Genomic DNA, 23801 nt, shown 5'->3' on the forward strand with positions numbered 1-23801 from the left:
AGATGTGTATAAGAGACAGGTTGCTGTTCGGGCGGCGGTTCAATGATGATCGATCGCGGAATGATCACCAATTCCACCGCTCGCCGCAAATCATCGGCATTGACTTCTGTGCGTCCATCCAGAGCCGCATGGGCTTTTGCTACTCGAAGGGCAAACAACTCCGCCCGATGCCCTTGTACGCCCCCCCGGAGCGCTTCCGTCACCAGATATTGCACCTGATCGTGAGTCACCCGCACATCCTTGAGCCATTCCCGCGCCAAAACAATCTGCGTTTTTAAAGCATCAAGATCTTCGCTATATTGCTTGAGGAATTCCTGGGGCGAATCAGAGTAGCGAGTCACCTGTTCTACCGCCTGCACCCGATCGTCGATGCCCAGCACACTATCCGCCGATAAGGCGATCGCAATTCGATCCAGTAAATGATTGCGTAAATCCCCTTCTTCGGGATTGTAGGTCGCAATCAACAACGGTTTACAGGGATGCTGAAAACTAATCCCTTCCCGCTCAATCTGGTTGCGTCCTTCCGTCAGGGCAGAAAGCAAGAGGTTAGCAATCTGATCATCCAGCAGGTTAATCTCATCGACATACAACACACCGCGATGAGCTTCTGCCAGCAGCCCTGGCTGGAACACCGTTTCTCCCTGTTTAATTGACTGACTAACATCAACTGAACCTAGCAACCGATCTTCCGTCACCCCTAATGGAATCTGAATAAACGGGGCTGGAATCACTTGAGTCGGAATGCTAGCTGGATCATCAGCCTGTTCCCCTAATCGCTCGATCGTCGCATCATCCCATTCGGCGGGATAGCGTGGATCACCATTGAGCGAATCTTGGACAATTTCGATCGGGGGTAGCAGAGCATGAATCGCCCGCGCCATCACCGATTTTGCCGTACCCCGCCGTCCAGCAATCACCACACCCCCCAGACCTGGATCAACGGCGGCTAACAATAGCGCCAGTTTAATCGCCTCCTGACCAATCACGGCAGTCAGGGGAAAGGTAGTGGACATGGGGGTACTGATTACGGACATAAATTGAGATTTAAACGCGCTCCGGATTTCAGCATATATCAGGTTCGTTATCAATTGACGATGATCCTTAGCCGGTAGAGAGCAAAACAAGCAAGAACATCTCTACTTTTCATTCTCCCCATCCTCCCCATCTCCCCATCCTCAACATCTCCCTCACTTCAACCGCAGGGGGATCAATCTGGTTTAGAATACGTTACGGCGACCCGGTTAACAGGGCTTTCAACTACTCGGGGTCGATTTGGTGCGCCTGGTTGCAGGCAATCACTATGGTTTAATCACTTACTGTACGTGCGATCGCAAGGGAGAATATCTGCAATGGGCGAAATTATGAATGCCGCGTTTCTATCGTTTACCCTGATCCTGGTCGGGTTGGGAGTGGGCTTTCTCCTACTGAAACTTCAAGGCGGTGAAGAATAATCTCCCAGCAGCCTCAGGAGACAAGCATTAGAGCGACTTTCTAAGCCAGGTTTTACTTTGTAGAGAAGGTGTGTACCTCTCCGAAATAGGCAAATGACAAGGGCGGACGATCGTTCGTCCTTCTTTCGTATGGTGCTCGATCGCTCACAGCCCCGCATCATCCGGTTCGTCCAGGTGTTCTGCCACCTCGCGATACAAATTCAACACATGGCTATCTTTCAGGCAGTAGAATACATTCCGCCCCTGCCGCCGATAACTGACTAAACGCATCGCCCGCAGCGTCCGCAGTTGGTGGGACACGGCTGACTCCGACATTTTGACGATCGCGGCGAGATCGCAAACACACAACTCTTCTACGGCTAACGCAGACAGAATCCGCAGGCGATTGGGATCTCCCAGTAAACTAAAGAACTCCGCCATCCGTTGCGCCTTGTCTACGTTCAACACATCCTGGTGGAGTTGACGAATATGGCTAAGGTCAACCGGATGCGACACCGTACAATTCGGAGTTTCGGTACTCGCTGAAGTGACGCGATTTAACCGGGGAGCGATCGCAGCGGGGTCAGGGTTAGCCATAGTAAATTGTCGTGAAATGATAACGATAATCGATTCAGCCCCCTTTAGCTTAATCGATCTCCTACCCGACGGCGCATGAAACAGAAACCCCACCCGGTGACTACGGTAGGTAGAACCGAGGGGGCAAGAGACGCAGTTAGGAGGTATCTCGCCATTAAAGTACCTAGAGAAAGTCGATTTAGCCCCATCTTTTAATAAGATCTTAAACTCCTGTCGCCTGCGAGGACTTCGCTAAAGTGGAAATCAAGCTATTGTGATGCAGTCAGAATGAACACACCCAGCCATGCTGTCATCAATCTGGCATTGTTGATGGAACACCCTCAATTTGCCCTCCCGATCGCCGTTGGTGCGGTGTTACCGGATCTGCCGATGTTTGTCATGTATGCCTGGGCAAAGGTAGTAAGGCGGCAATCCGAACGGCAAATTTGGACAGAAACCTACTGGCAGCCCCAGTGGCAGTTAATCAATCACAGCTTCCACTCGATTCCCTTAACGGCGATCGCCTCTGCCGTAGCTTATCTCGCAGACTATCCAGCGATCGCCTGGTTGTGTTTGAGTGCAGTGCTGCATTCATTAGGAGACTTACCCGTTCATCATGATGATGCCCATCGTCACTGGCTGCCCTTTAGTCACTACCGTTGGATCAGTCCCATTTCCTACTGGGATCCCCGGCATCACGGTGCGATCGTGGCTCTGATCGAAAAACTCTTGGTTCTGGTTGCCAGCATCTATCTATTTCCGGTATTGACTTCCTGGATCGGGCGGAGTCTGTTGGTAGGGATCAACCTGATGTATGTGAGTGGCTACTTTTACCAGATCTGGCATTACCAATGTGGGCAAATCCAGACACAAAATCGTCAGAGTTAAACAACTTGGATGAGTTCATTCTGGGTTTGGTAGAGTATTCTGAACTAGTGGTTTGTCAAGCTTGATCTGAGGGATGGATTGAGGATAGAAACCCAGAATGGCTCTGCCCAGACCCCCTCGATGTCTGAGGGACAGACCATTCATCCGCAGCAGAATTTCTATTAATCATTATGAAACTGGCAGCAAGAGTCGGTCAACTCAGTCCTTCCATGACGCTGGCGATCGATGCCAAAGCCAAGGCAATGAAAGCTGATGGCATTAGCGTCTGCAATTTCAGTGTAGGAGAGCCGGATTTTCCTACCCCTGATCACATTCGGGCAGCCGCCGCTCAGGCCCTGGAAGCTGGAAAAACTAAATATGGACCGGTCGCTGGCGAGCCTCAACTCCGAGCCGCGATCGCCGAGAAATTGCAAAAGGAGAATGGGCTATGTTATGGCGCTGAGAACATTATTGTCACCAATGGTGGTAAGCATTCTCTGTATAACTTGATGATGGCGCTGCTCGATCCGGGAGATGAAGTGATTATTCCGGCTCCCTATTGGGTCAGCTATCCAGAGATGGTCAAGCTTGCTGCCGGAGTCCCGGTGATTATGCAAACCGATCCCGCCAATCAGTTCAAAATCACACCCGAGCAACTGCGGCAAGCCATCACTCCCAAAACGAAACTGTTTATCTTAAATTCGCCCTCCAACCCGACAGGCGTGGTTTACACCCCCGATGAGATTCGGGCACTGGCAACCGTGATCGTCGAGCAAAACCTCTATGTAGTTTCTGACGAGATCTACGAAAAACTGCTCTACGACGGAGCCGAACATCTCAGCATTGGAGCCGTCAGCCCCGAAGCCTACGATCGCACGATCGTCAGTAGTGGGTTTGCCAAAGCCTACTCCATGACCGGTTGGCGGATTGGCTATCTAGCCGGTTCCGTAGACTTGATTAAAGCCTGCATGACGATTCAGGGACACAGCACCTCCAATGTCTGTACGTTTGCTCAATATGGGGCGATCGCGGCTTTGGAAGGCGATCAGGGGTGTGTAGAGGCAATGCGACTGGCGTTTGCGGAACGACGGCAGGTGATGCTGGATTACTTGACCGCCATGCCGGGAGTCACCTGTGTGAAACCGAACGGTGCATTTTACCTGATGCCCAGCATCCAAGCGGCAGGTCTGTCCTCTCTGGAGTTTGGCGAAGCGCTCCTCGAAGAACATCAGGTGGTGGTGATTCCCAGTATTGCCTTTGGTAGTGAGGGGTATGTCCGCATTTCCTATGCCACCGATTTAGACACGATTCATCGGGGTATGGCCAAGCTCGATAAATTTATGCGATCGCGGGTTTAACGGAGAATCAGGAATTCCTGTAAGTTCAACGGTTCCTCGTATTTCACCTCAACTTGCTTCACGATTGCCGCTGGCGGTCCTTTGTGGCACCAGCGGATCATTTTGTCGATCGTCGTGCGATCGCCTTCAAAGGCTGCCTCTACCCGCCCATCGGGTAAATTCCGTACCCAACCATTTAAGCCATAAACCATCGCCATATCCTGGGTTGAGTAGCGAAATCCAACTCGTTGCACTTGTCCAGAAATAATCACATGCGCTCTGATTTTGTCTGCCATAATCTTGCACTGAATTGGGATGTTTTCTGTCAAGATAAGGATAAATATCCAGGGTGGTAGGGATAACGGTTCGTTTCCCTATTTGTATCGCATAAAACACCAGATGTCACTGGATCATCAGCCGCCAATTTATGTCTTTCCCAAAGGTAAGATTCTATCAAAAAACTCAGAGTTTGTTCACTCCAGAAAGATTAACTTTAGCGCTCATTGGCTTCGGTATTTTAGTGCGATCGATCCAATATTTGGCTAATCGATCGCTCTGGGTTGATGAAGCAACTCTAGCCTTAAATATTATTAATCGCCCTTTAGTTGATCTGTTTAAGCCACTGGCTTATGAACAGGGCGCACCCTTAGGCTTCCTAGCAATTGAAAAACTGATCGTAGAAGCCTTTGGTGATTATGAATACACCTTGAGATTATTTCCATTTGTCTGCGGTATCACCTCATTATTTTTATTTTATCAACTTGCCAAACAGCTGATTACCCCCTGGGCAATACCGATCGCCGTTGCCCTATTTGTCACCCTAAAACCACTGATTTATTACACAACTGAGGTGAAACAGTATTCCAGCGATGTGACGATCGCATTACTGCTGTATCTCGTCTTAATGAACATTCGCCAACCCAAGCTACAGCGCCGCCAAATAATTCAAGCTAGTATGATTGGCGCGATCGCGATCTGGTTCTCCCATCCCGCTATTTTTGTTTTGGTCGGCGTTGAAGCGAGTTATTGGCTGAGTTGTTGGTTAAATCGAATCAAACCCAATGGTTGGCAGCGCCTCTGGATCTATCTAGTTTGGCTCGGTAGCTTCTCAGGATTTTATTTGATTTCCTTAGCTAAACTAGGCAGTAATCAACGGTTGCTAGAGTCCTGGAGCAAGGCATTCCCGCGATCGATTTTCGATATTTCCTGGTTACTGATGGTCCTGGGGCAAATGTTTGCCAATCCGCTCGGTTTTTTATCTCCTTTAACACTACTGGCAATCTTTGCCTGTTTACTAGGCTGTAGTGCGCTCTGGTTGCAACATCGCGATCATTTGATCCTGTTACTTGCTCCGATAGGCATCACCTTAGCCGCCGCCTATCTCCACAAATATCCCTTTAGGGATCGTCTATTACTATTTCTTGCACCTGGTTTGATTCTATTGATTGCGATCGGGCTTCATACCCTGATTAGAAGCAGAATTCACGTCAAACAATTCCCTCAGCTACGACTAGTAACATTTTTAGGCATGATTTTGCTAGCTATATTGCTCACACCCGCGTTCAGCCATGCCACTCAATTAATGATTCAACCGGAACAACGTCAAGAAATTCGCCCAGTTTTGCAATACATCAAAAACCATCAACAATCGGGAGATATTTTATACATCTATCAACGGGGAATCCATCAGTTTAGATACTACGCTCATAAATATGACTTCAGCCCTAAAGACTACATTCTCGGTGTTGATGATTTAGATGTGCATGATGGTAAAAAACTTTCTGCCAAAGAACGGGAGCGTTACAAAGCCGATCTCGATCGCCTACGGGGAAACCCACGCGTCTGGTTGTTGTTCTCCCATGCCCGAGTCAAAGCTGAAAATCAAATGATCCGAGCCTATCTCAATGAAATTGGCACTCGATTAGATACCTATCGGCAACCGGGGGTCTTCGTTTATCTATATGATTTAAGTAGGAAAAAATCTGTTTAATCTAGTTATGCGGTTCGAACTTCCACCACTCACAACTGATACTATCTGGGCAATTATCCACGACACTATTGATGATGTAACGGCTAATGCTTTAGTCTGGCAAGGTTTAGGGTATCGCTATGATGCCACAACGGGCACATGGGATAGTCGCCATGTCGCTCCCGAATGGCGCGAGGACTATCCTGACCCCCCCAATTTTATTGAGAGTCGTCCTGCGACCGTCAAACTGACGCGATCGATCCCCGCCGCGAACAAACAGTTACTCAAGGAAAAGCTAGGCTTTGAGGGCTACAAAATTAACGAACTTATCCCCCGCAAAACTCGACGGGCAACGATCGCCAACTGGCTCCTCAGTTACATGCAACTCCATGGCATCGACGAATCAGCCGCGCAGGTATAGTGGTTTCAACCATACTGTTTAGCTTATCGATCTGTCGTTACCAGATGAGGCAAATTAATTGCGTTACTTTGATTGTGATGACACCATAACAAAAGCTTAATCATAGCTTCATCGAATGGCGGGTAAGATTACGGGCTGTCAAAGCGCCTCCATAGAATTACAGATATCGGAATGTAACGGGCTGAAAGATTCCGCAATCCTTACCAAGGGATTCTTTCCGAAGTTTGGCATGGTTGTAGTGGCAGACCCCTCACTAATCGCAATTGCAGCTTGGTGTTGGTATTGCTCCCATCCTGCTTACTTAGAAGACCCAACCATGTTCTACAAGCATTACACCTTCCGGTTCCCTGTCTGGCAGTACCTCAACCAACCCCTCAACGCTAAACTGACGCTCAATCCCCGCCGTTACTGGAATCGCTACAGTATTGAACTGCTTGAACGTTGTCTATCCCGGCATTGCGCTTCGCAGGATAGCCGTTGCGACTAAGCCAACCGATTCAGGGAGATTAGCGCTCTGGGGGTGAGGTTGGTCGGGACGGCTTCACGAAGTTGGCAATTAGCAAGCAAACAATTCCCGCGTTAATAAACACATCTGCCATGTTAAACACGGGAAATCTGATCAGACGAAAGTCTAAGAAATCGACCACTTGCCGCAACACGAAGCGATCGATGCCATTCCCCAGTGCCCCAGAGAGCACCAATCCCCATCCCACCTGTTCCCAGCGATTGAACTTGGGCCCAAACCACGCCATCAGTAATAAGCCAGCACTCACAGCGAGTGATAGCCAGCGTAACCAGTCCACCCCTTGCGTGAATAAACTAAAGGCTGCCCCCGTATTGACCACGTAGGTAAGATGAAACACCCCTGGAATCAAGGGAATCGTAGCCGGTGGCATGGTCAGGGGCATCGTGTAGACAATACCAAATTTGGTCAGGCGATCGACGACCAACCCAATCAACGCAGCGATCCAAAATAAACGATTTTTCGAGAACATTAGTAAAACATAATGTGGCGGAGGGCAAACGCAATTACCGTCACCGCACAGACAACAGCAAACTGTCCCGGCAGAGGTTTAACCGAGTAATTGACCAGGGCTTCGAGGAGTTTGGCTTGGGTGGTAGAACCAAACAAATAGGTCAGGCAGAGATAGCCAATCCCCGTTAGATGAATACTCAGCAAGCCACAGATACAACTCAATGCTAGTGATTCTAAACGGGGCAATGCTCTAAATGCCAGATAGCCACAGACCCAGGCTGCCGGAACAAAGCCTAAAAGATAGCCAAAACTGGGTTCTCCTAAGTAACTCAGTCCCCCCCCTTTCGCAAAAATGGGAAACCAGGGGGTTAATCCCAGGAGAATGTAAGCAATTTGGGAGAGAGTAGCAGCATTTCTACCACCGACACAGCCCACCAGTAGCCCTGCTCCAAACTGGTAGGTGATTCCCAGGGAATATGGCTGAATCCCGTGACTCAGCCAATCCCGACCGGGAAAGGCGATGAAGGCTTCCAGAAATGTCCCAGCGATCGTGAGGAGTAAGCCAATCAACGCCCACAGCAGTTCAGTGGCAATACCCATAGCGAGAGGGTTTGGCATAGGAGGGCAAGCGTACCAACATCACTATGTTGCCGCCTGATTCTGGTTCCGTCCAGGAATTGGGGCTTCTCCACCTGTTAACCCCAGGGATGCCAGCAGGGCATGGTCTTGCTCGGGGGGCTGACCCAGAGTGGTGAGATAGTGCCCAATCAACATGGCATTAATGCCAGCTTTCAATCCCAGGGACTGAAGTTCACCCATGACCGCTTCCCGACCCCCGGCATACCGGATGATTTGTTCGGGCAGAATCAAGCGGAAGATAGCGATCGCCTTTAAAGCGTCAAACGGATCGAGTTTGGGTCGATCGCCCATCGGTGTCCCCGGACGGGGATTCAACAGATTTAAGGGGACTGATTCCACTTCTAACTCCCGCAGTGCCAGAGCCAGATCAACGCGATCGTCCCAGCTTTCGCCCATGCCCAAAATGCCGCCGGTACAGGCTTGAATACCTACGGATTTCAGGTTACGGATGGTTTCGACGCGATCGTGCCAGGAGTGAGTGGTTGCCACATTGGGGAAAAAGGCTTCGGAGGCTTCCAGGTTATGGTTATAGCGAGTCACTCCGGCTTGCTGTAATGCCTGTGCTTGTTCCAGGGTTAACTCGCCCAGAGCACAACAGGGTTTAATGTTGGCTTCTGCTTGAATCTGCTCGACCATTGCCAAAATTTGTTCAAACTCAGTCGATTTCGGGCCGCCATATTTCGGACCGCGACCCTGGCTGACCAGACAAAACCGTTTGGCCCCCGCTTCGGCGGCAGCTTTCGCCTGTGCCAGAATTTCTTCAGGGGATTTCAAGCCATAAATGGGAGAATCATCACCGGGATGGTGAGCGGACTGAGCGCAGAAGGAACAGTTTTCGGAACAAGCACCGGATTTCACATTCACAATGCTGCACAGATCGACCGTGTTGCCACAACAGGCTTGACGTACCCGATCGGCGGCTTCACAGAGTAACAGAATCTCTGCCTGTCCTTCAATTTGAGTCAGAGCGATCGCCTCTTCCCGGTTCAGCCGCTTGCCAGCAATAATCGCGTCTGCCAACTGATGCAGTCTATCTGCGAGCGATGTTTCGGTGGCGGGAAGCAGGGACGATTCAGTGGAGGATGAGGAGTAGGATGCTAACGGTGCTTGAACCACGCTGAACCTCTAGATATCAAAGTGATGGCATTGTATCACTTGTCTAGTGCAGTCCAGACGTTCGTTTAAACATCGTTTGAAATCGGTAGATAAGGGATGGGCGAGATGAAAATCCTGATCGATGGTGTGTTTTTCCAACATGCGAATACTGGCATTGCCCGAGTCTGGAAATCGTTGCTAGAAGCATGGGTAAACGATGGGTTTAGTGAATATCTTTTGGTGCTCGATCGAGCGGGAACGGCTCCAATAATTCCCGGTGTTCACTATCGGCAAATTCCACCCTATGACTATGGAAATATTGAGCGCGATCGTGAACATTTACAGCAAATCTGCGACGAGGAAGCGGCCGATTTATTTGTTTCCACCTATTACACTACGCCACTCACCACGCCCAGCGTGCTGCTCGTTCACGACATGATTCCCGAAGCCATGGGAGCGGATTTAACCTATGCCGATTGGCGAGAAAAACATCATTGTATTACAGCCGCCTCTGCCTATATCACCGTTTCCCAAAATACAGCAAAGGATTTACTCAACTTTTTTCCCCAGATCACACCGGAGTTAGTCACGGTTGCCTATAACGGTATTAGTCCAGAATTCTCCCCTGCCTCTACAGCACACATTGACCAGTTCAAAGCCACCTATGGCATTACCAAACCCTATTTCTTGATCAGTGGCTTAAATACTACTTATAAAAATAACCAACTGTTTTTTCAAGCCTTTGCTCAACTCTGTACTCACACCGGGTTTGAGGTAATTTGCCCAGGTAGTCAAACGTTATTTAAACCAGAATGGCGCACGTATACCAGTGGTAGTACAGTCCAAATTCTCCAACTCACAGATGCGGAATTAATTGCCGCCTATTCAGGGGCGATCGCGTTAGTCTATCCCTCAAAATATGAAGGTTTTGGTTTACCGATTTTAGAAGCAATGGCCTGTGGTTGCCCGGTGATCACTTGCCCGAATGCTTCAATTCCGGAAGTAGCGGGTGAGGCGGCGTTATATGTCCAGGATGATGATATTTTCGGGATGGCAAATGCTTTATGTGATGTGCAAAAACCGGGAGTACGGCAGGAATTAATCGCGAGAGGCTTGCCGCGATCGCAACAATTTTCCTGGGCAACGATGGCAGAAATCATGCGATCGGTATTAGTCAAAACAACATTACAGGCATTCAATTTGAGGAAAATTAATTGGATTGCATTTCCCAATTGGCAGCAGTCTGAAGAAATATTATTGGCAGAATTAGTTGAATTAATTCAAATGGTTATGACCCACCATGAAAGCCAGAATTTAACGTTATTGATTTATGCTAATTCGGCGATGAATGAATTGGATACTTTAAGTTTATCTGATATAACCATGAGTGCGTTAATGCAGACAGATTTAGCAGAGGATCAGGTTCCAGAGATTGCTTTGGTGAATGAACTAAGTCCGATGCAATGGCAAGTTTTAGCTTCCAAAATTCAGCAACGAGTTGGTTTAGCAAGTGAAGATGAAGGCGCGATCGCTGAAACGGGAATGGCTAGTAAACCAATCTTGCAGTTATCGACGGAAACCTAATATGTAGCGCAATTAATCCTGTTCAATGGGAGCTTTTTGCGCCACAACATTCAGACTAATTAATGTATCTAATACTCGCATACTACTGGTGTCATTAAACAGATTAAACTCAGCCACCTGTCGATACCCGTGAAAACCAACTTCTTGAAGATATAAGCCTAAAATATCAACGTCAAATCCAACTTTATGGACATCATAAATATTGGTTTGCCCCCCAAACATCATCGCCATAATGTGATGGCGTTCTAAGGGTTCTAAATTGGGATTGAGAAATAGCCAACATAGGGTTCTTAGATCAGGCACACTAACTAAAAGATAGCCACCTGGCTTTAAAACCCGGTGCCATTCCCGTAAGGTATTTAGCAATTCGCCATTAATGCCGTGATAGAAATGTTCCAGCACATGACTGGCATAAATTTTGTCTACTGAATCGGTAGCAAATTGGCTTAAGTCCGAGGCATCCGCCACATAATCGACTTCTGGACGCGCTTCAACGTCAAGAATCTTCCAATCGGGATGCGGCTCATGACCACCAATATGCAAGTTCAGGGACATGAATAACGAATACTTACTAGGGGATGTTGAGCGAATGTTTTAAGGAGCCTACTGCCTGGATATTATCGTATAGATCCCCCTAAATCCCCCTTAACAAGGGGGACTTGGAGACTATTTCCCCTCTTAATAAGGCTACGGTGTACACATATCTTCTCTGCAACCTCACGATTCTGCCTTTCGCCCCTCTAACCCCCCAAAATTGGGGGGAATTAGAACTTTCAAAGTCCCCCAGAATTGGGGGATTTAGGGGGCGAGACAGGCTTAACCATCAAACAGATAACTTGTGTGTACACGGTAGCTTAATAAGGGAGGCTAGGGGGGATCTCTAAAGGACGCATAGAACCGATCGGCAATTAGGTGCCCGAAGTCCAGGAGTTCATGTACTCAATTTGCTCGGCAGTCAGAGAATCGATCGCGACTCCCATGGCTTGCAACTTCAAGCGGGCAATTTCTTGATCGACTTCCTTCGGCACCGTGTGCAGTCCGGCAGCCAAGCTACCCTGATTCTTCACCAGATATTCGCAAGCGAGTGCCTGGTTGGCAAAGCTCATATCCATTACGGCACTGGGATGACCTTCGGCGGCGGCCAGGTTCACCAAACGACCTTCGCCCAACACGATCACAGACTTACCGTTCTTGAGGCGGTATTGCTGGGTGAAATTGCGCACATCCTTGACTTCTGAAGCTTCTGCTCCTAAGGATTTCAGGTCAATTTCAATGTCGAAGTGACCAGAGTTGCAGACGATCGCGCCATCTTTCATCACCGCAAAGTGTTCTGCCCGGATCACATGCTTGTTCCCGGTGACAGTGACAAAAATATCACCCAACGGAGCTGCCTCAGCCATTGGCATCACCCGGAAGCCGTCCATCACCGCTTCGATCGCCTTGACTGGATCAATTTCGGTCACAACTACGTTGGCTCCCATCCCACGGGCACGCAGGGCAGTCCCCTTACCACACCAGCCATAGCCAGCTACGACCAGAGTTTTGCCAGCCAGGAGAATATTGGTGGCGCGGATAATCCCGTCTAGGGTGGATTGACCTGTCCCGTAACGGTTATCGAAGAAGTGCTTGGTGTCAGCATCGTTGACGTTGACGGCAGGGAAGGTCAATACGCCGTCATTGAACATCGCCCGTAACCGAACAATTCCAGTGGTAGTTTCTTCGGTAGTACCAATCAGATCCGCAATCTGATCTTGACGTTCTTGGATTAAAGTGGCGACCACATCGCTACCATCGTCAATAATGATATTAGGACGGTGATCGAGAGCGATTTGCACATGGCGGTTATAGGTGGCGTTGTCCTCACCTTTCATGGCGAATACGGGAATGCCATAGTCTGCCACGAGGCTAGCCGCGACATCATCCTGAGTCGAGAGGGGATTGCTGGCAATTAATAAGGCATCGGCTCCGCCATTTTTCAGGGCGATCGCCAGGTGAGCGGTTTCAGTCGTCACGTGGCAGCAGGCAACCAACCGAATTCCTTCAAACGGCTTTTCTTGAGCAAAACGCTCTTGAATTTGACGCAGGACTGGCATTTCTCGTCCAGCCCACTCAATCCGTTGCCGCCCCTGGGGAGCAAGGGAGAGGTCTTTGACTTCGTGCTTTTGCGCTGATGGACGAACAGGAGTAACAGTCATGAATGTCTTTCCTTGAGAACAGTGAAGCTGAACAGAAAGTCCGTTTATCTTTTCAGGTTTCTGCGAATGAATTCAGGGCGCTTCTCAACTTTTTAATTCTACTCTGGTTGGGATCGTCTACTGGAGTGCCAGAGGACTAGAACGGCAGGCTGGCAAACTGTGGGTGAATTTTTGCTGGTTGCCAGAAGATTTGGCGCTGGGGGTGAGGTTTAACGTAAAGATGTGTAAACTGTTGGTGACAACACGCAGTTTTACCTAGACGGCTATGGCAACGATCTACAGGAATGCTCACCTTCTTGATCCGACACAGGGAATTGATGGTCGCGGGGATGTGCTGATTGAAAACGGCAAAGTGGTTGGGATTCTGCAAGAAGACTTTGCCAAAGGAAAGATTGTCCCGATTCTAGTGCCACACTGGGATACCCAGATTATTGACCTGCAAGGGGCGTACCTCACCCCCGGATGGATCGATCTCAATACTCACATTCTCAGCACAATCGGGAATTTCTGCTTGCCTGTCGATGATGTGGGATTTCGCTCCGGGGTGACGACGGTTGCCGATGCGGGAACCTCCGGTATTCTCACCTTTGATGCTTCCCGCCGATCGTTGATGGATACGGCTAAAACCCGCGCCTATGCCTTTATGGATCCGTCGTTGTTGTATATTGCCACCTCGGACTTCATTGCCCACCAACTAGAAATTTCTACGAATCCCCGCAATCAGGATGTGCAACGGGCGGCGGCGGTTGTGGAAGCGAACCGGGATGTGATTGTTGGGTTTAATGTCCGTCCGGTACGGCGACGGGGGGAAAGCCGATCGCCCGTTTTTGATGCCGCTCGCACTTTAGCAGAAATGTTTTCCTTACCGTTAAAGGTGCAGTTGGGGCAGTTTGCTCAAGACGAAATGATGCCACCGCAGGAATTATTGCCACAGTTGCGCCCTGGCGATATTGTCACTCAATGTTTTCAATCGCAATATGGCTTATTTGATTCGCTAGGCAGTCTGCTACCCGCCGCCCGTGAAGCCATCGATCGCGGCATTCTGCTGGATGTTGGTTACAACAGCACCACGTTTTCCGCCAATCTCGCGAGTAATGCGATCGCGCAGGGTATTCTGCCCAACACGCTGTCTACGGATCTGAATCAGTCCAATGTTGGAACGGATGGGGATCTGGCAGCAGTCATGACCAAATTTATTAAGTTAGGGCTGTCGTTCAGTCAGGTGATCGAACGAGTTACCAGTCGTCCGGCGGCGGCATTGAAGAAGTCGCAGGAGTTGGGCAGCTTCCAACCGGGAATGGCGGCTGATTTCACGATCGTCAAATGGGTTGACTCTACCCTCTCACCCGACGAGGAAACCAATCCCACGGCTCCCACGGCGCAACTCAAAGTCTGTGGAGTCTGTCGGAATGGTGAACATATCCATATCGAGCGATCGCCGTTTGAACCAGAACCCGTTGCCACAGAAACTTCAGTTCCAGCCCTGGTGTAATCCCAGTTAGCGAATCACTGGGCTAACTTTGGCTCGATACAATAGGCGATCGCCCTGCCGATACCCGGTATACCGAATTTTTACCGGGTCATTCGGTTCAGCAAATCCTTCCATTAACTGGTGCTGTTGGGGATCGTAGGGAACCTCTGCACCCACCGTTGCGATCGCGGCAATCCCCCAGTGGTCGAGTAACTGATCGACAGGACGCAGTAAGGGCAATAGTTTAACGGCGGGAGCCTGGGGATTTTGTTGAGCCGCATAGGCGGCGGTTGGCAATTGCAGCAGCAGCGACTCTAATACCTGTACGCTAGACTGCTGAAATTCCTGTAATAGCTCCTGGTGTTGTTGCGCCAGTTGGGCTTGCAGGCGATCGTATTCCTGCCGTAAATCCATTAACTGCTGTTCTAAATTGGGGGCAGAGGGTAGCGCCTGGTCTGCCTGATGATTTGTGGTGAACGGTGTCAACAATTCAGACAGCGAAATTTGCAGGGCTTGACTGAGCTTTAGTAAGATTTCGACCCGCATCTGAGCAATCTTCCCCTGCCGTAATTGCTCGACCTGCCAGCGAGACACTCCCGCCGCCCGACTCAACGCCCGGAAGCTATTAATTCCGGCTTGCTGCATCCAGTCCTGCAATTTTGAAGCAAATGCAGAATTTTGATCAAGTTGAGACATTGGGTTGACTTCCTTAAGATCGCGAAATAAATAACCTGATCAACTGCAACCTTTTACCTGTACGGGCGCGGCATCTGGTAGAGATTTCTGAGGCAATAGCAAGGACTTTTTACCAAATGCCACGCCCCTACGCAAGAAATTACACCTGATTCAATCCGCAATTCTTAGCGACCGGCGATTCGATCGAGCCGATCGCGTACATTCAGTTCAATCAGCGATCGGATTAATGCTAGACCCGATAACCCAGCCACTACAAACGCGGCGATCGCCCAATTGATATAAGTGCCACCGACTAAGAGGACAGCCCCCGATAGCAGCGTAAATCCAGTCAGGCAGGTGTAGATCAAACTTCTGACGGCTAGATTCAGGCTTCTCAGTGCCCGATCGCTTTCAATCGATCGCACTCGTACCTGAAGTTCACCTTCTTCCAGTCGTTCCTCTAGCCTCTGGACTAACCGCTCGATCGGGCTGGGTTGGGTCAGTTTGTAGGTGACATACTCCCTGGCTTGTTTTGCCAGTTCCCCGATCGCGCCTTGATTATTGGTTGTGGCTAAACTTTTCACAAACGGTTTGGCAGCTACCATCAGGTTGTATTGCGGATCCAGAGCGCGGGCAACCCCATCCAGAGTAGTCAGCGCCTTAAGAATAAAGGTCATCTTCGCCGGGAGCCGGAAGGGTTGCTGCTCAAATAAGGCGTAGATTTCACTGCGCATCTGCTTAAACGCCTGGATTTCCACGGGCTTCTCGGTGAACTTTTCCAGCAAGAACCGGACAATCCGGCGTACCGGAGTCATATCGGGCATGGGTTCCAGCAGTCCCATACAGGTTAAGGTGTCCAGCACCTGTTCGGTATCCTTCCGCATCACCGCAAAGAAAGTTTTCACCATTTGTTCGCGATCGAGGGAGGGCACTTCTGCCATCATGCCGAAATCATAAAAAATCAAACAACCATCCTGACTCACTGCCATATTGCCGGGATGAGGATCGGCTTGGAAAAAGCCATCTTGCAGTAATTGTTTCAGGTAACTGCAAATCCCTAACTGGTTAATTTCTTTGACATCAATCCCGCAAGCCGCCAGACTTTGGCGATCGTTGACTTTGATCCCCGGCACATAGTCCATCGTTAACACCTTCTGCGTGGTGTACTTGGGATAGACCTTCGGCGCAATGATCCGGGGGTAGTCGCGGAAGTTATGCCGGAAGCGATCGGCGTTAATCGCCTCCTGCACATAATCAATCTCCTGGTACAGAATCTCAGTGAATTCCTGGTAAATGGCATCTAAGTCGTATTGCCGTGTCCAGGGCAGAAAGCGATAGCAAAACCGCACTAACCGCCGCAGCACCTTAAAGTCCAGGTTAAACAGTTTTTGCAAGCCGGGACGTTGCACCTTCACAACCACCTCTTCTCCCGTGAGCAGGCGGGCACGATGCACCTGACCTAAACTCGCTGCCGCGATCGGTACCGGATCAAAGTTTTGATAAAGCTGATGAACCGGACTGCCCAATTCCGTTTCGATAATGGCGATCGCCTCTGCCCCACTGAACTCTGGGACTCGATCTTGCAATTGTCCTAAGGCCTGCACATATTCCAATGGCAGCAGATCGGCGCGGGTGGATAACGCCTGCCCAATTTTGATGAAGGTTGGGCCTAGATCCAGTAATGTCCCGACTAACCACTGCGCCCGCCGATTCCGATGCCGGGGCGATTGCCGCACCACCTTATGATCCCACCATAGGTAGAACATCAATTGTGCCGCCGATGTAAAAATGTCCATCTGACGTACAACCGGAGAGTAGCGAGTGCGTTGCCAGCGCAAAGGACGGGAAGTAGTGGCGGGTTTCAACATACCTTCAGGAGGTTGGGGGCAGGGCAGATGATTCAGAATGCCATAGATCACCAGGAGTAATCAGGCAAATTTGGGGATCACCAGGGCTTTAGTGGTGATTTTACTGGACGAACGGGGAGAAACAGGGAAATTCCTTAAGGTAGGGTAAGAGTAAAACAGGTTTCGTAGGCTGGAGGTTGCTCTAGAGCAACACTCGTTACATTGATTGTGCCATTGAGATGCTGAACCAGCGATTTGACAAGTGCCAATCCTAAGCCAGTCCCCTGAATGGCATTGTGGGTCGCTCCCTGGCAACGGCGAAATTTGTCAAAGATATGGGGCAGTTCTTCCGGTACGATTCCCGCGCCAATATTACACAACGTCATGATAACTTCTCCAGTCGCGCAACCCGGAGCTTGGCTAACGGTCAGGTGAACGATCGTATGGGGGTCAGCATACTTGCCCGCATTCGTCAGTAACTCTAGAATCACCCGACTCAGACTATCGCGATCGCTGTGGATAATCACTGGAGAGTCAGGCAGATCGAGGTTCAGAGTCAGTCCTTTAGCCGCCCAGCGTTGATAGAACCCCGCAGCCAGTTCGCGGATCAGGGCAGTCACATCCAATTCCTGTAATTGCAGTAGAACTTGCTTCGATTCCAATTCCTGTAATGCCAGCAGATCATTGATCAGATCCGTCTCCTGCGCACACTGCTGCTCCAGAATGTCTAAATACCGAGTGCTGCGATCGCTGGCTATCCCCACCTCACGTAACATCCGGATCGCCAGCGACATACTGGTCAGGGGTGTCCGTAGTTCGTGGCTGACGGTACTAAGAAACTCATCTTTCAACTGGTTCAAATGCCGAAGTTGATCGAGTTGCTGCCGAGTCCGTTCATACAACTTTGCCTGTACCGTCAGACTTTGCTGAAGTTCAGCCGTGCGTTGCTCCACTAACGCTTGCACCTGCCGCAAAGTTTCAGTTTGAATCATGGCAGCACTCGCCTGGGCGCTGACCAGTTCCAGTAATTCAATGTCTTGAGGCTGCCAGGAACGGGGTTGGTGATCCTGAAATACCAAAAATCCCAGAACGGTGCCCTGACTTTCTAAAGGCGCAATCAGTAACGTGGGGAGTTGAGCCAGGTGAAATACCGCCGCCACTCCATCCCCCGGATTGCCATCAAAATATTGCCGATCGCAAATCAGAGTGGGTTGGGGAACGCTGGAAAACACCTGCTGGCAGAGCCGACATTCAGACAACCAGAATGATTGATTGATCGTGGTTGCCAGGGTAGATGGGTCATGCTCCGAGTCAGACAACCAGGACGAACCAACCCCCTGATGGTCATGCAGCCACTCATAGGCAACCGTAATCCGGATCCGGGGCGGCTGATCCTGGGGGCGGCTGCGTAATAAAGGATCCCAATATTTCAACCGGAGAAGCAGCCCTCGCTGCACCCCCAAGGCCTGAGCCGTTCCGGCGGTGGCTAAGGCAAGAATCTCATGCAGCTCCTGACCATTCCGACTCGCCATCACCAGTTGGTTCACCACCGCCTGATACTGGGTCTGTTTACGGATCTGGTGCTGCCTTTGGTGCTGAAGCAACAGCATCGCCACCTGTTGTGCCACTGTTTTCAGGGCTTGCACCTCTAGCTCCGTCCAGCTATGGGGCTGCGATCGCATTAAGCTGATCCCTCCCCGCACCTCCGTTCCAACGGACAGAGGCACATCTAAAGTGGTTTGAATGGCAAGGGCAGTCGGTTGGACGATCGCTTGCCAGGTTTCTAATATAGGATGACCGCCCAGACTAACCTGGCTGGTATGCTGTTCTGCGATCGGGGTTGGGGCAAATGACTCAATGCAGGCTTGCCACAGTGGGCTTGAAACCGCAGGCGGTTTAGTCCGTGAAGGGGGAAAGTTGGCAAGCCAGTAAGCCGTATAAGGTTCCGTTGCCGCCAGCGATGCAACGAGTAAACTGCCATCCACCTGAAATGCCGCTGCGATCGCCTGGGCAATTTGCGTCAGCACTAAATCCACATCATCGGAATTGGTCGTAGCAATCTGAAAAATTTGGTGCTGAAGGTCAGTCAAAGCTACCCAATCTAGCATGGAGGAGGAATGGGCGGGAGGGCATGAAGTAGTCCCAATCAGTGGGGGCAGGGAGGAAGTAAGAGACTGCATTACGACTGGTGTAGAGTTATTCTGAATACCGATACAGTGATCAAGCGGAATAACGGTTTCCTGGGTTCTGAACATAAGCCTCTGCACCCTGATAAAGCGTTTTTACGTCAACCGACTACCTGAATTTAGGATTCCCGGGTTAGCAGAGAACTTCGCAGGTTCAGGTCAGAAATTTGCCCTCTCTGGGCAAAAACGTAGCTTAGATGACTAAATGACGGGATTTTGCTAACTGGAAAATGGCGTTTAGGTGGGATGTTTTTGTTTCACATTACACTGAATGATTAATTTCAGTATCCGTGAATCCGCAGAACCAATTTGAAGAAATGGATAAAGCTCTCTCCCGTACCTTCACGAAGAATTAATGCAATCACGTACAGAACTGACTTATTTTTCCTACTAACTCCAGTCTATCCAGTAGGATAAATGCATCTGTACTGCTCTCAAGCTAGAACCAGCTTGACTTGAAGCGACAACACCCTCGGTGGCGGATTTTCTAGGAATTTCGGTATGAAGACAAATCGCACGTTTCCCCCTGATTCATCAATTGCCCCCTCTCCTAGTCAAGTGATTGGGACGGTTAAAGGACCAGGAGATGGTGGAAATCAATACGTATTTATTACGGCAGATAACCGCTATGTCAGGATTGGGGAATTTGTTTATTACCAAGTCCGAGAAACTGCCACCGACTTGGCAAAATCCGCCCTACAAATCCTGGGTAAGATCTCCGATCGCCGCTTAATTGATCATTTACCCGATCGCATTTTTGCGGATACTGAAATTAGCCCCGAAGCGATCGCGGCACTGGTCGGATTTACCTATGCCAATCCGGAGATCTACGAAGTCACCGTCGATGTAATTGGTTACTTTGATCCCGCTTTAGGCTTCATGAATCCCCGGAAGTCTCCCGATCCAGGGGCTAAGGTGTTTCTCGCAGATGATGGGATGTTGCGGCGAGTGCTGAACAAAAAACAACCGGGGCAGATTGGCTCGGCTCATTTAGGTTCCTTACTGTTGCGGGACTTGGGCGCTGTACCGATCGCGCTGGATGTTAAGGAATTAGTCAGTACCCACATGGCAATTCTGGCAGGCACCGGATCGGGGAAATCCTATACCGCCGGGGTGCTGGTCGAAGAACTGCTCCTGCCCCATAACCGAGCCGCCGTTTTGATCTTTGATCCCCACGGAGAGTACAACACCCTGAGTGATATGCGGGGACATCCGGCGTTTCAGGGCGAGGATGGCTATACTCCCAAAGTCAAAGTATTAACTCCAGACGAGATCCACATTCGGGTGTCATCACTGGATTATGCCGATATTTTGACGTTGCTGCCGGAAATGAGCGATCGCCAGAAATCGATTCTCAGTAAAGCCTTTGCCCTAGTGCGGAAACATCGAGCCGGGGATTATCGCTGGGGGGTACAGGATTTAATTGCGGCGGTGTATGAAACCGATCGCCAGACCGATGAAGAGGGCAACGAAAAAGCTGGATCATCGGCTCCCGCGCTGGAATGGAAGTTGGAACGGATGGATCGATCGCCCTATTTCCATACCTTTCAGCATTTAGCACCCAAAGACTTATTTGAACCTGGACAAGTGACCGTCCTGCAAATGAACGAAATTAACCAGGAGGAACAGCAGGTCATTTGTGCCGCAGTGCTACGACAAGCGAATCAAGCCCGGATGAATACCCTGAAAGAATTGATTACCCCCGAGGATGAAAACTATCTGCCCTATCCGGTCTTTGTTTTATTAGAAGAAGCCCATCGCTTTGCGCCTGCCCATGAACCATCGCGCTGTAAGGCGGTTCTCCGCACCATCTTGAGTGAAGGACGCAAGTTTGGCTTAGGAGTAGGACTGATTACCCAGCGTCCCGGTAAGTTAGATTCAGATGTGCTGTCTCAATGTATGAGCCAGTTCATTATGCGGATCGTTAATCCCGTAGACCAGGACAGCCTCAAGTATGGGGTAGAAGCTGCCGGACGGGATTTATTAAAGGAACTCCCAGCCCTGACCAAAGGGCAAATTATTATTTCCGGGAATTGTGTCAATACCCCCGTCCTGTGCAAAGTGCGGCAACGCCTGACCCAACACGGTGGCGAAACCCTGGATGCCCCTGCCCTCTGGCAAACCTATTTCCAAACCCATCGCGTCCGGGAACGCGAAATTCAACAGGCTCCCGTGGCAGGTCGATCGCGATCGCAAACGGTGCGAGGAGTCAGTATTGATTAGAGGTTAGGAGCGGGGATTTATTAACGTGTAATTCTTGGCGTAGGGGCGTGGCATTTGGTAAAAAGTCTTTGCGATCAACCCAGAAGCCTTTGCCAAATGCCGCGCCCGTACAGGTAAAAGGTTAAAGTTGTTCAAGTTATTTCATTCTCATTCCTTAGTTGAGCTATTGGGCAGACGGTGCGAGAGCATCTGAGGACACTTCCGCTTGTTTGCGTCTCGCCTCTTGCAGCGCCACTTCACTTTTCTCGCGATACCGGATCACTCGATCCTGAGCCAGGGTATAGCGATTGTCACTGGGGGGAACTTTTGCCATCCAATCGGAGGCTTCTTGCCAACGAGCAGCTAAACTCAACCATTCTGCCGATGATTTGGCCACCTGTCCGGCATCCGAGGCTTGCGTCGCCAGTGTCACTGCCCTGGCAAAGGGATCAGGGTTATCCGCCGAGGTTGAATTGGGTGTGGTCGCCGCCGGAGAACTGACCTGGCTGGCAGGGGAATCCGTAGTAGAGCTAGAGGCTTTTGCGACCGTATCTGGCTCGGGCTGACTGGAAGTAGCATTGAAGCGGCTATACGCCCACCAACCTCCTGCCAACACCAAAAAACTGACTAAGGCTCCCCCAGTAATACCTCGCCAAAACTGGCGTTGCTCCCGTAGCTGCCGGGGTGACGCTTGGGATGGCACAGAGTACGCTAGATCCTCCTGGCGAGATCGCCATTCATCAGCTAATTGCTTCAGCAAACCGGGCTTCTTCAGCGTAATTTCCTTCGACCACAGTAATTGATTTTCGGGATCACGGCTAATCTCTTCTAGCCAGAGCAACTGCTGCTCCCGCACAATCCGACTATTGATATTGACCCGCCGAATATTGCGGGGTGCGATCGCCTCTAAAATCTGCCGTACCCGCTCGATCAAGGTCGAGGGCTCCAATTGCTCAGTCGTGGCGGCTTCACACAGTAATTGCAGCACACCGTCTGCAAAAATGGCTCGGGTACGCACACCAGAATCAGCAAGCTTGTCGTTGAGGACTTGAATAATCGCTGCAACGCTGCCCTGTTTAGCTTGTTTGACGATATCGTTGGCTGGGTTTGTCATCTCTGAACCTGGCAGATAGTCTTAAGGTCAACCCCGATTTATATCTAGAAAAAGATAAATCGTAATCTCCATCCAAGATACTTGATGTCTTGAGATCAGAGCTAGTTGTTTTGATCATGCATGGCTGCACTCATTTGGACAACGGTTACGAACTCGGGATCAGGAAATTGTTGATGGCTACGTCCTTTACAGTTACCTGAATCTTTCGATTTTAATCAAAAATTAACAGTTGTTGGCAGTTGATGCCAGGATTAGGGATCAGGAATTCATCTGTTCAAGACTGCAAGTGATGATAGTCGTTAATCCGCCGAATCTGCCATAAATCTGTATTGAACCGATTGGGATCAGAGCCGAACCAGCGGGATTGATCGACCCAAAACTCAAATAGGGCAGTGTTAGTAGCGCGTAATCGCCAGGAACGATCGCAGCCCAACAATTCGGCAACCAGGTGTTGCAAGATCCAGCTATGGGTAATAATCCAAATATGATCCCCATTCCGGTGCTGATGTAACAGGCGTTGGATAAACCGCTTGGCTCGCGATCGTGCCATTTCGAGAGACTCCGCCTCCGGGATCGGAATCCAATCCGGGGAGGCTTCTAACTGCTGACAAAGCTCAGGATAGCGCTGAGTTGCCTCTGCCCAGGTCAGTCCCTGAAAGATGCCATTTTGAAACTCCATTAACTCCTCTGCATAGGTGATGGGAATTGCTCGCAGGCGATCGTCGGGCACTTCCAGCACCGGATCTGCCTCTCCCCCAATCAAATCGCTGACGGCGGCAGGCAGAGGGGCGGTAACGAAGTGATCCATCAGGATCTGCGTCGTCTGTCGGGTACGCGTTGAGGGGCTGCTATACACCTGGGATGGGATCCAGCCCTCTGCCAGCAAACTCTTTGCCAGCTTTTCAGCCTGCTGTTTCCCCACCTCAGTTAACTCAAATTCTCCCTGCCCTTGCATCCGGCGTTCAACATTTCCCGTTGATTGAGCATGGCGAATAAATAGCAGTTTCAGGAACTGATGCATAGGACGTTAGCGGCTCACCTGTTCGGTCGCCGGTTCACGCCAGAACACGATCGCCTCATTTAAGGGCTGAAGTGTCGTGCCGGGATAATAGAAGCTGAGAATACGATCGCTCGACCAGCCTAGATCCCCTAACCGATAGGAACCAGTTTGGCTAAGTCCCACCCCATGCCCCAAGCCCTGTCTCTTATACACATCT

At 50.1% G+C, this 23801-nt stretch carries 22 protein-coding genes and 1 pseudogene; 9 read left to right on the forward strand and 14 right to left on the reverse strand.

Annotated features, from left to right (window positions below; translation table 11 throughout):
• The coding region (locus tag ACN4EK_RS29410; protein ID WP_431661995.1) for an ATP-binding protein at positions 1 to 1013 on the reverse strand (1013 nt) is incomplete at its 3' end.
• Between the two features lie 336 nt (positions 1014 to 1349).
• On the opposite strand from ACN4EK_RS29410, the gene petM reads away from it, so the two are divergent.
• Positions 1350 to 1451: a cytochrome b6-f complex subunit PetM gene (gene petM / locus ACN4EK_RS29415; RefSeq protein ID WP_431661996.1), complete on the forward strand. Its 102-nt coding sequence runs from the start codon at positions 1350 to 1352 to the stop codon at positions 1449 to 1451.
• Positions 1452 to 1595: 144 nt separating this feature from the next.
• On the opposite strand, the gene ACN4EK_RS29420 is transcribed toward petM, so the two are convergent.
• Positions 1596 to 2027, reverse strand: a complete 432-nt coding sequence (locus tag ACN4EK_RS29420) for an ArsR/SmtB family transcription factor (RefSeq protein WP_431661997.1) — start codon at positions 2025 to 2027, stop codon at positions 1596 to 1598.
• A gap of 267 nt (positions 2028 to 2294) precedes the next feature.
• On the opposite strand from ACN4EK_RS29420, the gene ACN4EK_RS29425 reads away from it, so the two are divergent.
• Positions 2295 to 2894: a hypothetical protein gene (locus tag ACN4EK_RS29425; protein ID WP_431661998.1), complete on the forward strand. Its 600-nt coding sequence runs from the start codon at positions 2295 to 2297 to the stop codon at positions 2892 to 2894.
• Positions 2895 to 3064: 170 nt separating this feature from the next.
• Entirely contained in the window at positions 3065 to 4231 is a 1167-nt protein-coding gene (locus ACN4EK_RS29430) for a pyridoxal phosphate-dependent aminotransferase (RefSeq protein WP_431661999.1), read from the forward strand.
• Here ACN4EK_RS29430 and ACN4EK_RS29435 read toward each other — a convergent pair.
• A complete protein-coding gene (locus ACN4EK_RS29435) occupies positions 4228 to 4506 on the reverse strand; it encodes an acylphosphatase (RefSeq protein WP_431662000.1) in 279 nt (92 codons plus the stop codon). The two genes, ACN4EK_RS29430 and ACN4EK_RS29435, sit on opposite strands and share 4 nt — an antisense overlap.
• 131 nt (positions 4507 to 4637) lie before the next feature.
• Here ACN4EK_RS29435 and ACN4EK_RS29440 point away from each other — a divergent pair, with 131 nt between their 5' ends.
• The 3 genes from ACN4EK_RS29440 to ACN4EK_RS29450 all read left to right on the forward strand — a co-directional run bounded on the left by ACN4EK_RS29440 (position 4638) and on the right by ACN4EK_RS29450 (position 7087).
• The gene (locus ACN4EK_RS29440; protein WP_431662001.1) at positions 4638 to 6200 is read left to right on the forward strand and encodes a hypothetical protein; all 1563 of its coding nucleotides are present in this window, start codon (positions 4638 to 4640) and stop codon (positions 6198 to 6200) included.
• Positions 6201 to 6207: 7 nt separating this feature from the next.
• On the forward strand, positions 6208 to 6600 hold the full coding sequence (locus ACN4EK_RS29445; protein WP_431662002.1) for a DUF1823 family protein: 393 nt from the start codon (positions 6208 to 6210) through the stop codon (positions 6598 to 6600).
• 238 nt (positions 6601 to 6838) lie between these two features.
• A complete protein-coding gene (locus tag ACN4EK_RS29450; RefSeq protein ID WP_431662003.1) occupies positions 6839 to 7087 on the forward strand; it encodes a hypothetical protein in 249 nt (82 codons plus the stop codon).
• Positions 7088 to 7106: 19 nt separating this feature from the next.
• On the opposite strand, the gene lspA is transcribed toward ACN4EK_RS29450, so the two are convergent.
• The 3 genes from lspA to bioB are packed head-to-tail and all read right to left on the reverse strand — an operon-like array spanning position 7107 to position 9331.
• On the reverse strand, positions 7107 to 7595 hold the full coding sequence (gene lspA, locus ACN4EK_RS29455) for a signal peptidase II (RefSeq protein WP_431662004.1): 489 nt from the start codon (positions 7593 to 7595) through the stop codon (positions 7107 to 7109).
• Positions 7595 to 8176, reverse strand: a complete 582-nt coding sequence (locus tag ACN4EK_RS29460) for a biotin transporter BioY (RefSeq protein WP_431662005.1) — start codon at positions 8174 to 8176, stop codon at positions 7595 to 7597. The genes lspA and ACN4EK_RS29460 overlap by 1 nt, the downstream gene beginning before the upstream one ends.
• Before the next feature lie 42 nt (positions 8177 to 8218).
• A complete protein-coding gene (bioB, locus tag ACN4EK_RS29465) occupies positions 8219 to 9331 on the reverse strand; it encodes a biotin synthase BioB (protein ID WP_431662006.1) in 1113 nt (370 codons plus the stop codon).
• A gap of 105 nt (positions 9332 to 9436) precedes the next feature.
• Here bioB and ACN4EK_RS29470 point away from each other — a divergent pair, with 105 nt between their 5' ends.
• Positions 9437 to 10894, forward strand: coding sequence for a glycosyltransferase family 4 protein (locus tag ACN4EK_RS29470; protein WP_431662007.1), 1458 nt, complete (start codon positions 9437 to 9439; stop codon positions 10892 to 10894).
• Positions 10895 to 10906: 12 nt separating this feature from the next.
• Here ACN4EK_RS29470 and ACN4EK_RS29475 read toward each other — a convergent pair whose 3' ends face one another.
• On the reverse strand, positions 10907 to 11449 hold the full coding sequence (locus ACN4EK_RS29475; protein ID WP_431662008.1) for a class I SAM-dependent methyltransferase: 543 nt from the start codon (positions 11447 to 11449) through the stop codon (positions 10907 to 10909).
• A 353-nt stretch (positions 11450 to 11802) separates the two neighbouring features.
• On the reverse strand, positions 11803 to 13089 hold the full coding sequence (ahcY, locus tag ACN4EK_RS29480; RefSeq protein ID WP_431662009.1) for an adenosylhomocysteinase: 1287 nt from the start codon (positions 13087 to 13089) through the stop codon (positions 11803 to 11805).
• A 265-nt stretch (positions 13090 to 13354) separates the two neighbouring features.
• Here ahcY and ACN4EK_RS29485 point away from each other — a divergent pair, with 265 nt between their 5' ends.
• A complete protein-coding gene (locus ACN4EK_RS29485; protein ID WP_431662010.1) occupies positions 13355 to 14581 on the forward strand; it encodes a hypothetical protein in 1227 nt (408 codons plus the stop codon).
• A gap of 6 nt (positions 14582 to 14587) precedes the next feature.
• On the opposite strand, the gene ACN4EK_RS29490 is transcribed toward ACN4EK_RS29485, so the two are convergent.
• From ACN4EK_RS29490 to ACN4EK_RS29500, 3 genes are all read right to left on the reverse strand, one after another.
• Entirely contained in the window at positions 14588 to 15256 is a 669-nt protein-coding gene (locus ACN4EK_RS29490) for a helix-turn-helix domain-containing protein (protein ID WP_431662011.1), read from the reverse strand.
• A gap of 164 nt (positions 15257 to 15420) precedes the next feature.
• The gene (locus ACN4EK_RS29495) at positions 15421 to 17103 is read right to left on the reverse strand and encodes an ABC1 kinase family protein (protein WP_431662012.1); all 1683 of its coding nucleotides are present in this window, start codon (positions 17101 to 17103) and stop codon (positions 15421 to 15423) included.
• A 134-nt stretch (positions 17104 to 17237) separates the two neighbouring features.
• The gene (locus ACN4EK_RS29500; protein ID WP_431662013.1) at positions 17238 to 19190 is read right to left on the reverse strand and encodes a GAF domain-containing sensor histidine kinase; all 1953 of its coding nucleotides are present in this window, start codon (positions 19188 to 19190) and stop codon (positions 17238 to 17240) included.
• 579 nt (positions 19191 to 19769) lie between these two features.
• On the opposite strand from ACN4EK_RS29500, the gene ACN4EK_RS29505 reads away from it, so the two are divergent.
• Positions 19770 to 21491, forward strand: a complete 1722-nt coding sequence (locus ACN4EK_RS29505) for an ATP-binding protein (protein WP_431662014.1) — start codon at positions 19770 to 19772, stop codon at positions 21489 to 21491.
• 163 nt (positions 21492 to 21654) lie between these two features.
• Here ACN4EK_RS29505 and ACN4EK_RS29510 read toward each other — a convergent pair whose 3' ends face one another.
• The 3 genes and pseudogenes from ACN4EK_RS29510 to ACN4EK_RS29520 form a co-directional block, all read right to left on the reverse strand.
• Positions 21655 to 22584 (reverse strand): hypothetical protein, encoded by a 930-nt coding sequence (locus ACN4EK_RS29510; protein ID WP_431662015.1) that lies wholly within the window; start codon positions 22582 to 22584, stop codon positions 21655 to 21657.
• A 274-nt stretch (positions 22585 to 22858) separates the two neighbouring features.
• Positions 22859 to 23605, reverse strand: a complete 747-nt coding sequence (locus tag ACN4EK_RS29515; RefSeq protein ID WP_431662016.1) for a histidine phosphatase family protein — start codon at positions 23603 to 23605, stop codon at positions 22859 to 22861.
• A 6-nt stretch (positions 23606 to 23611) separates the two neighbouring features.
• A pseudogene (locus ACN4EK_RS29520) lies at positions 23612 to 23801 on the reverse strand (SpoIID/LytB domain-containing protein); the annotation flags it as partial.

Origin of the sequence: Pantanalinema rosaneae CENA516 (genome assembly GCF_050753385.1) — a bacterium.
Taxonomy (GTDB): domain Bacteria; phylum Cyanobacteriota; class Cyanobacteriia; order Leptolyngbyales; family Leptolyngbyaceae; genus Pantanalinema; species Pantanalinema rosaneae.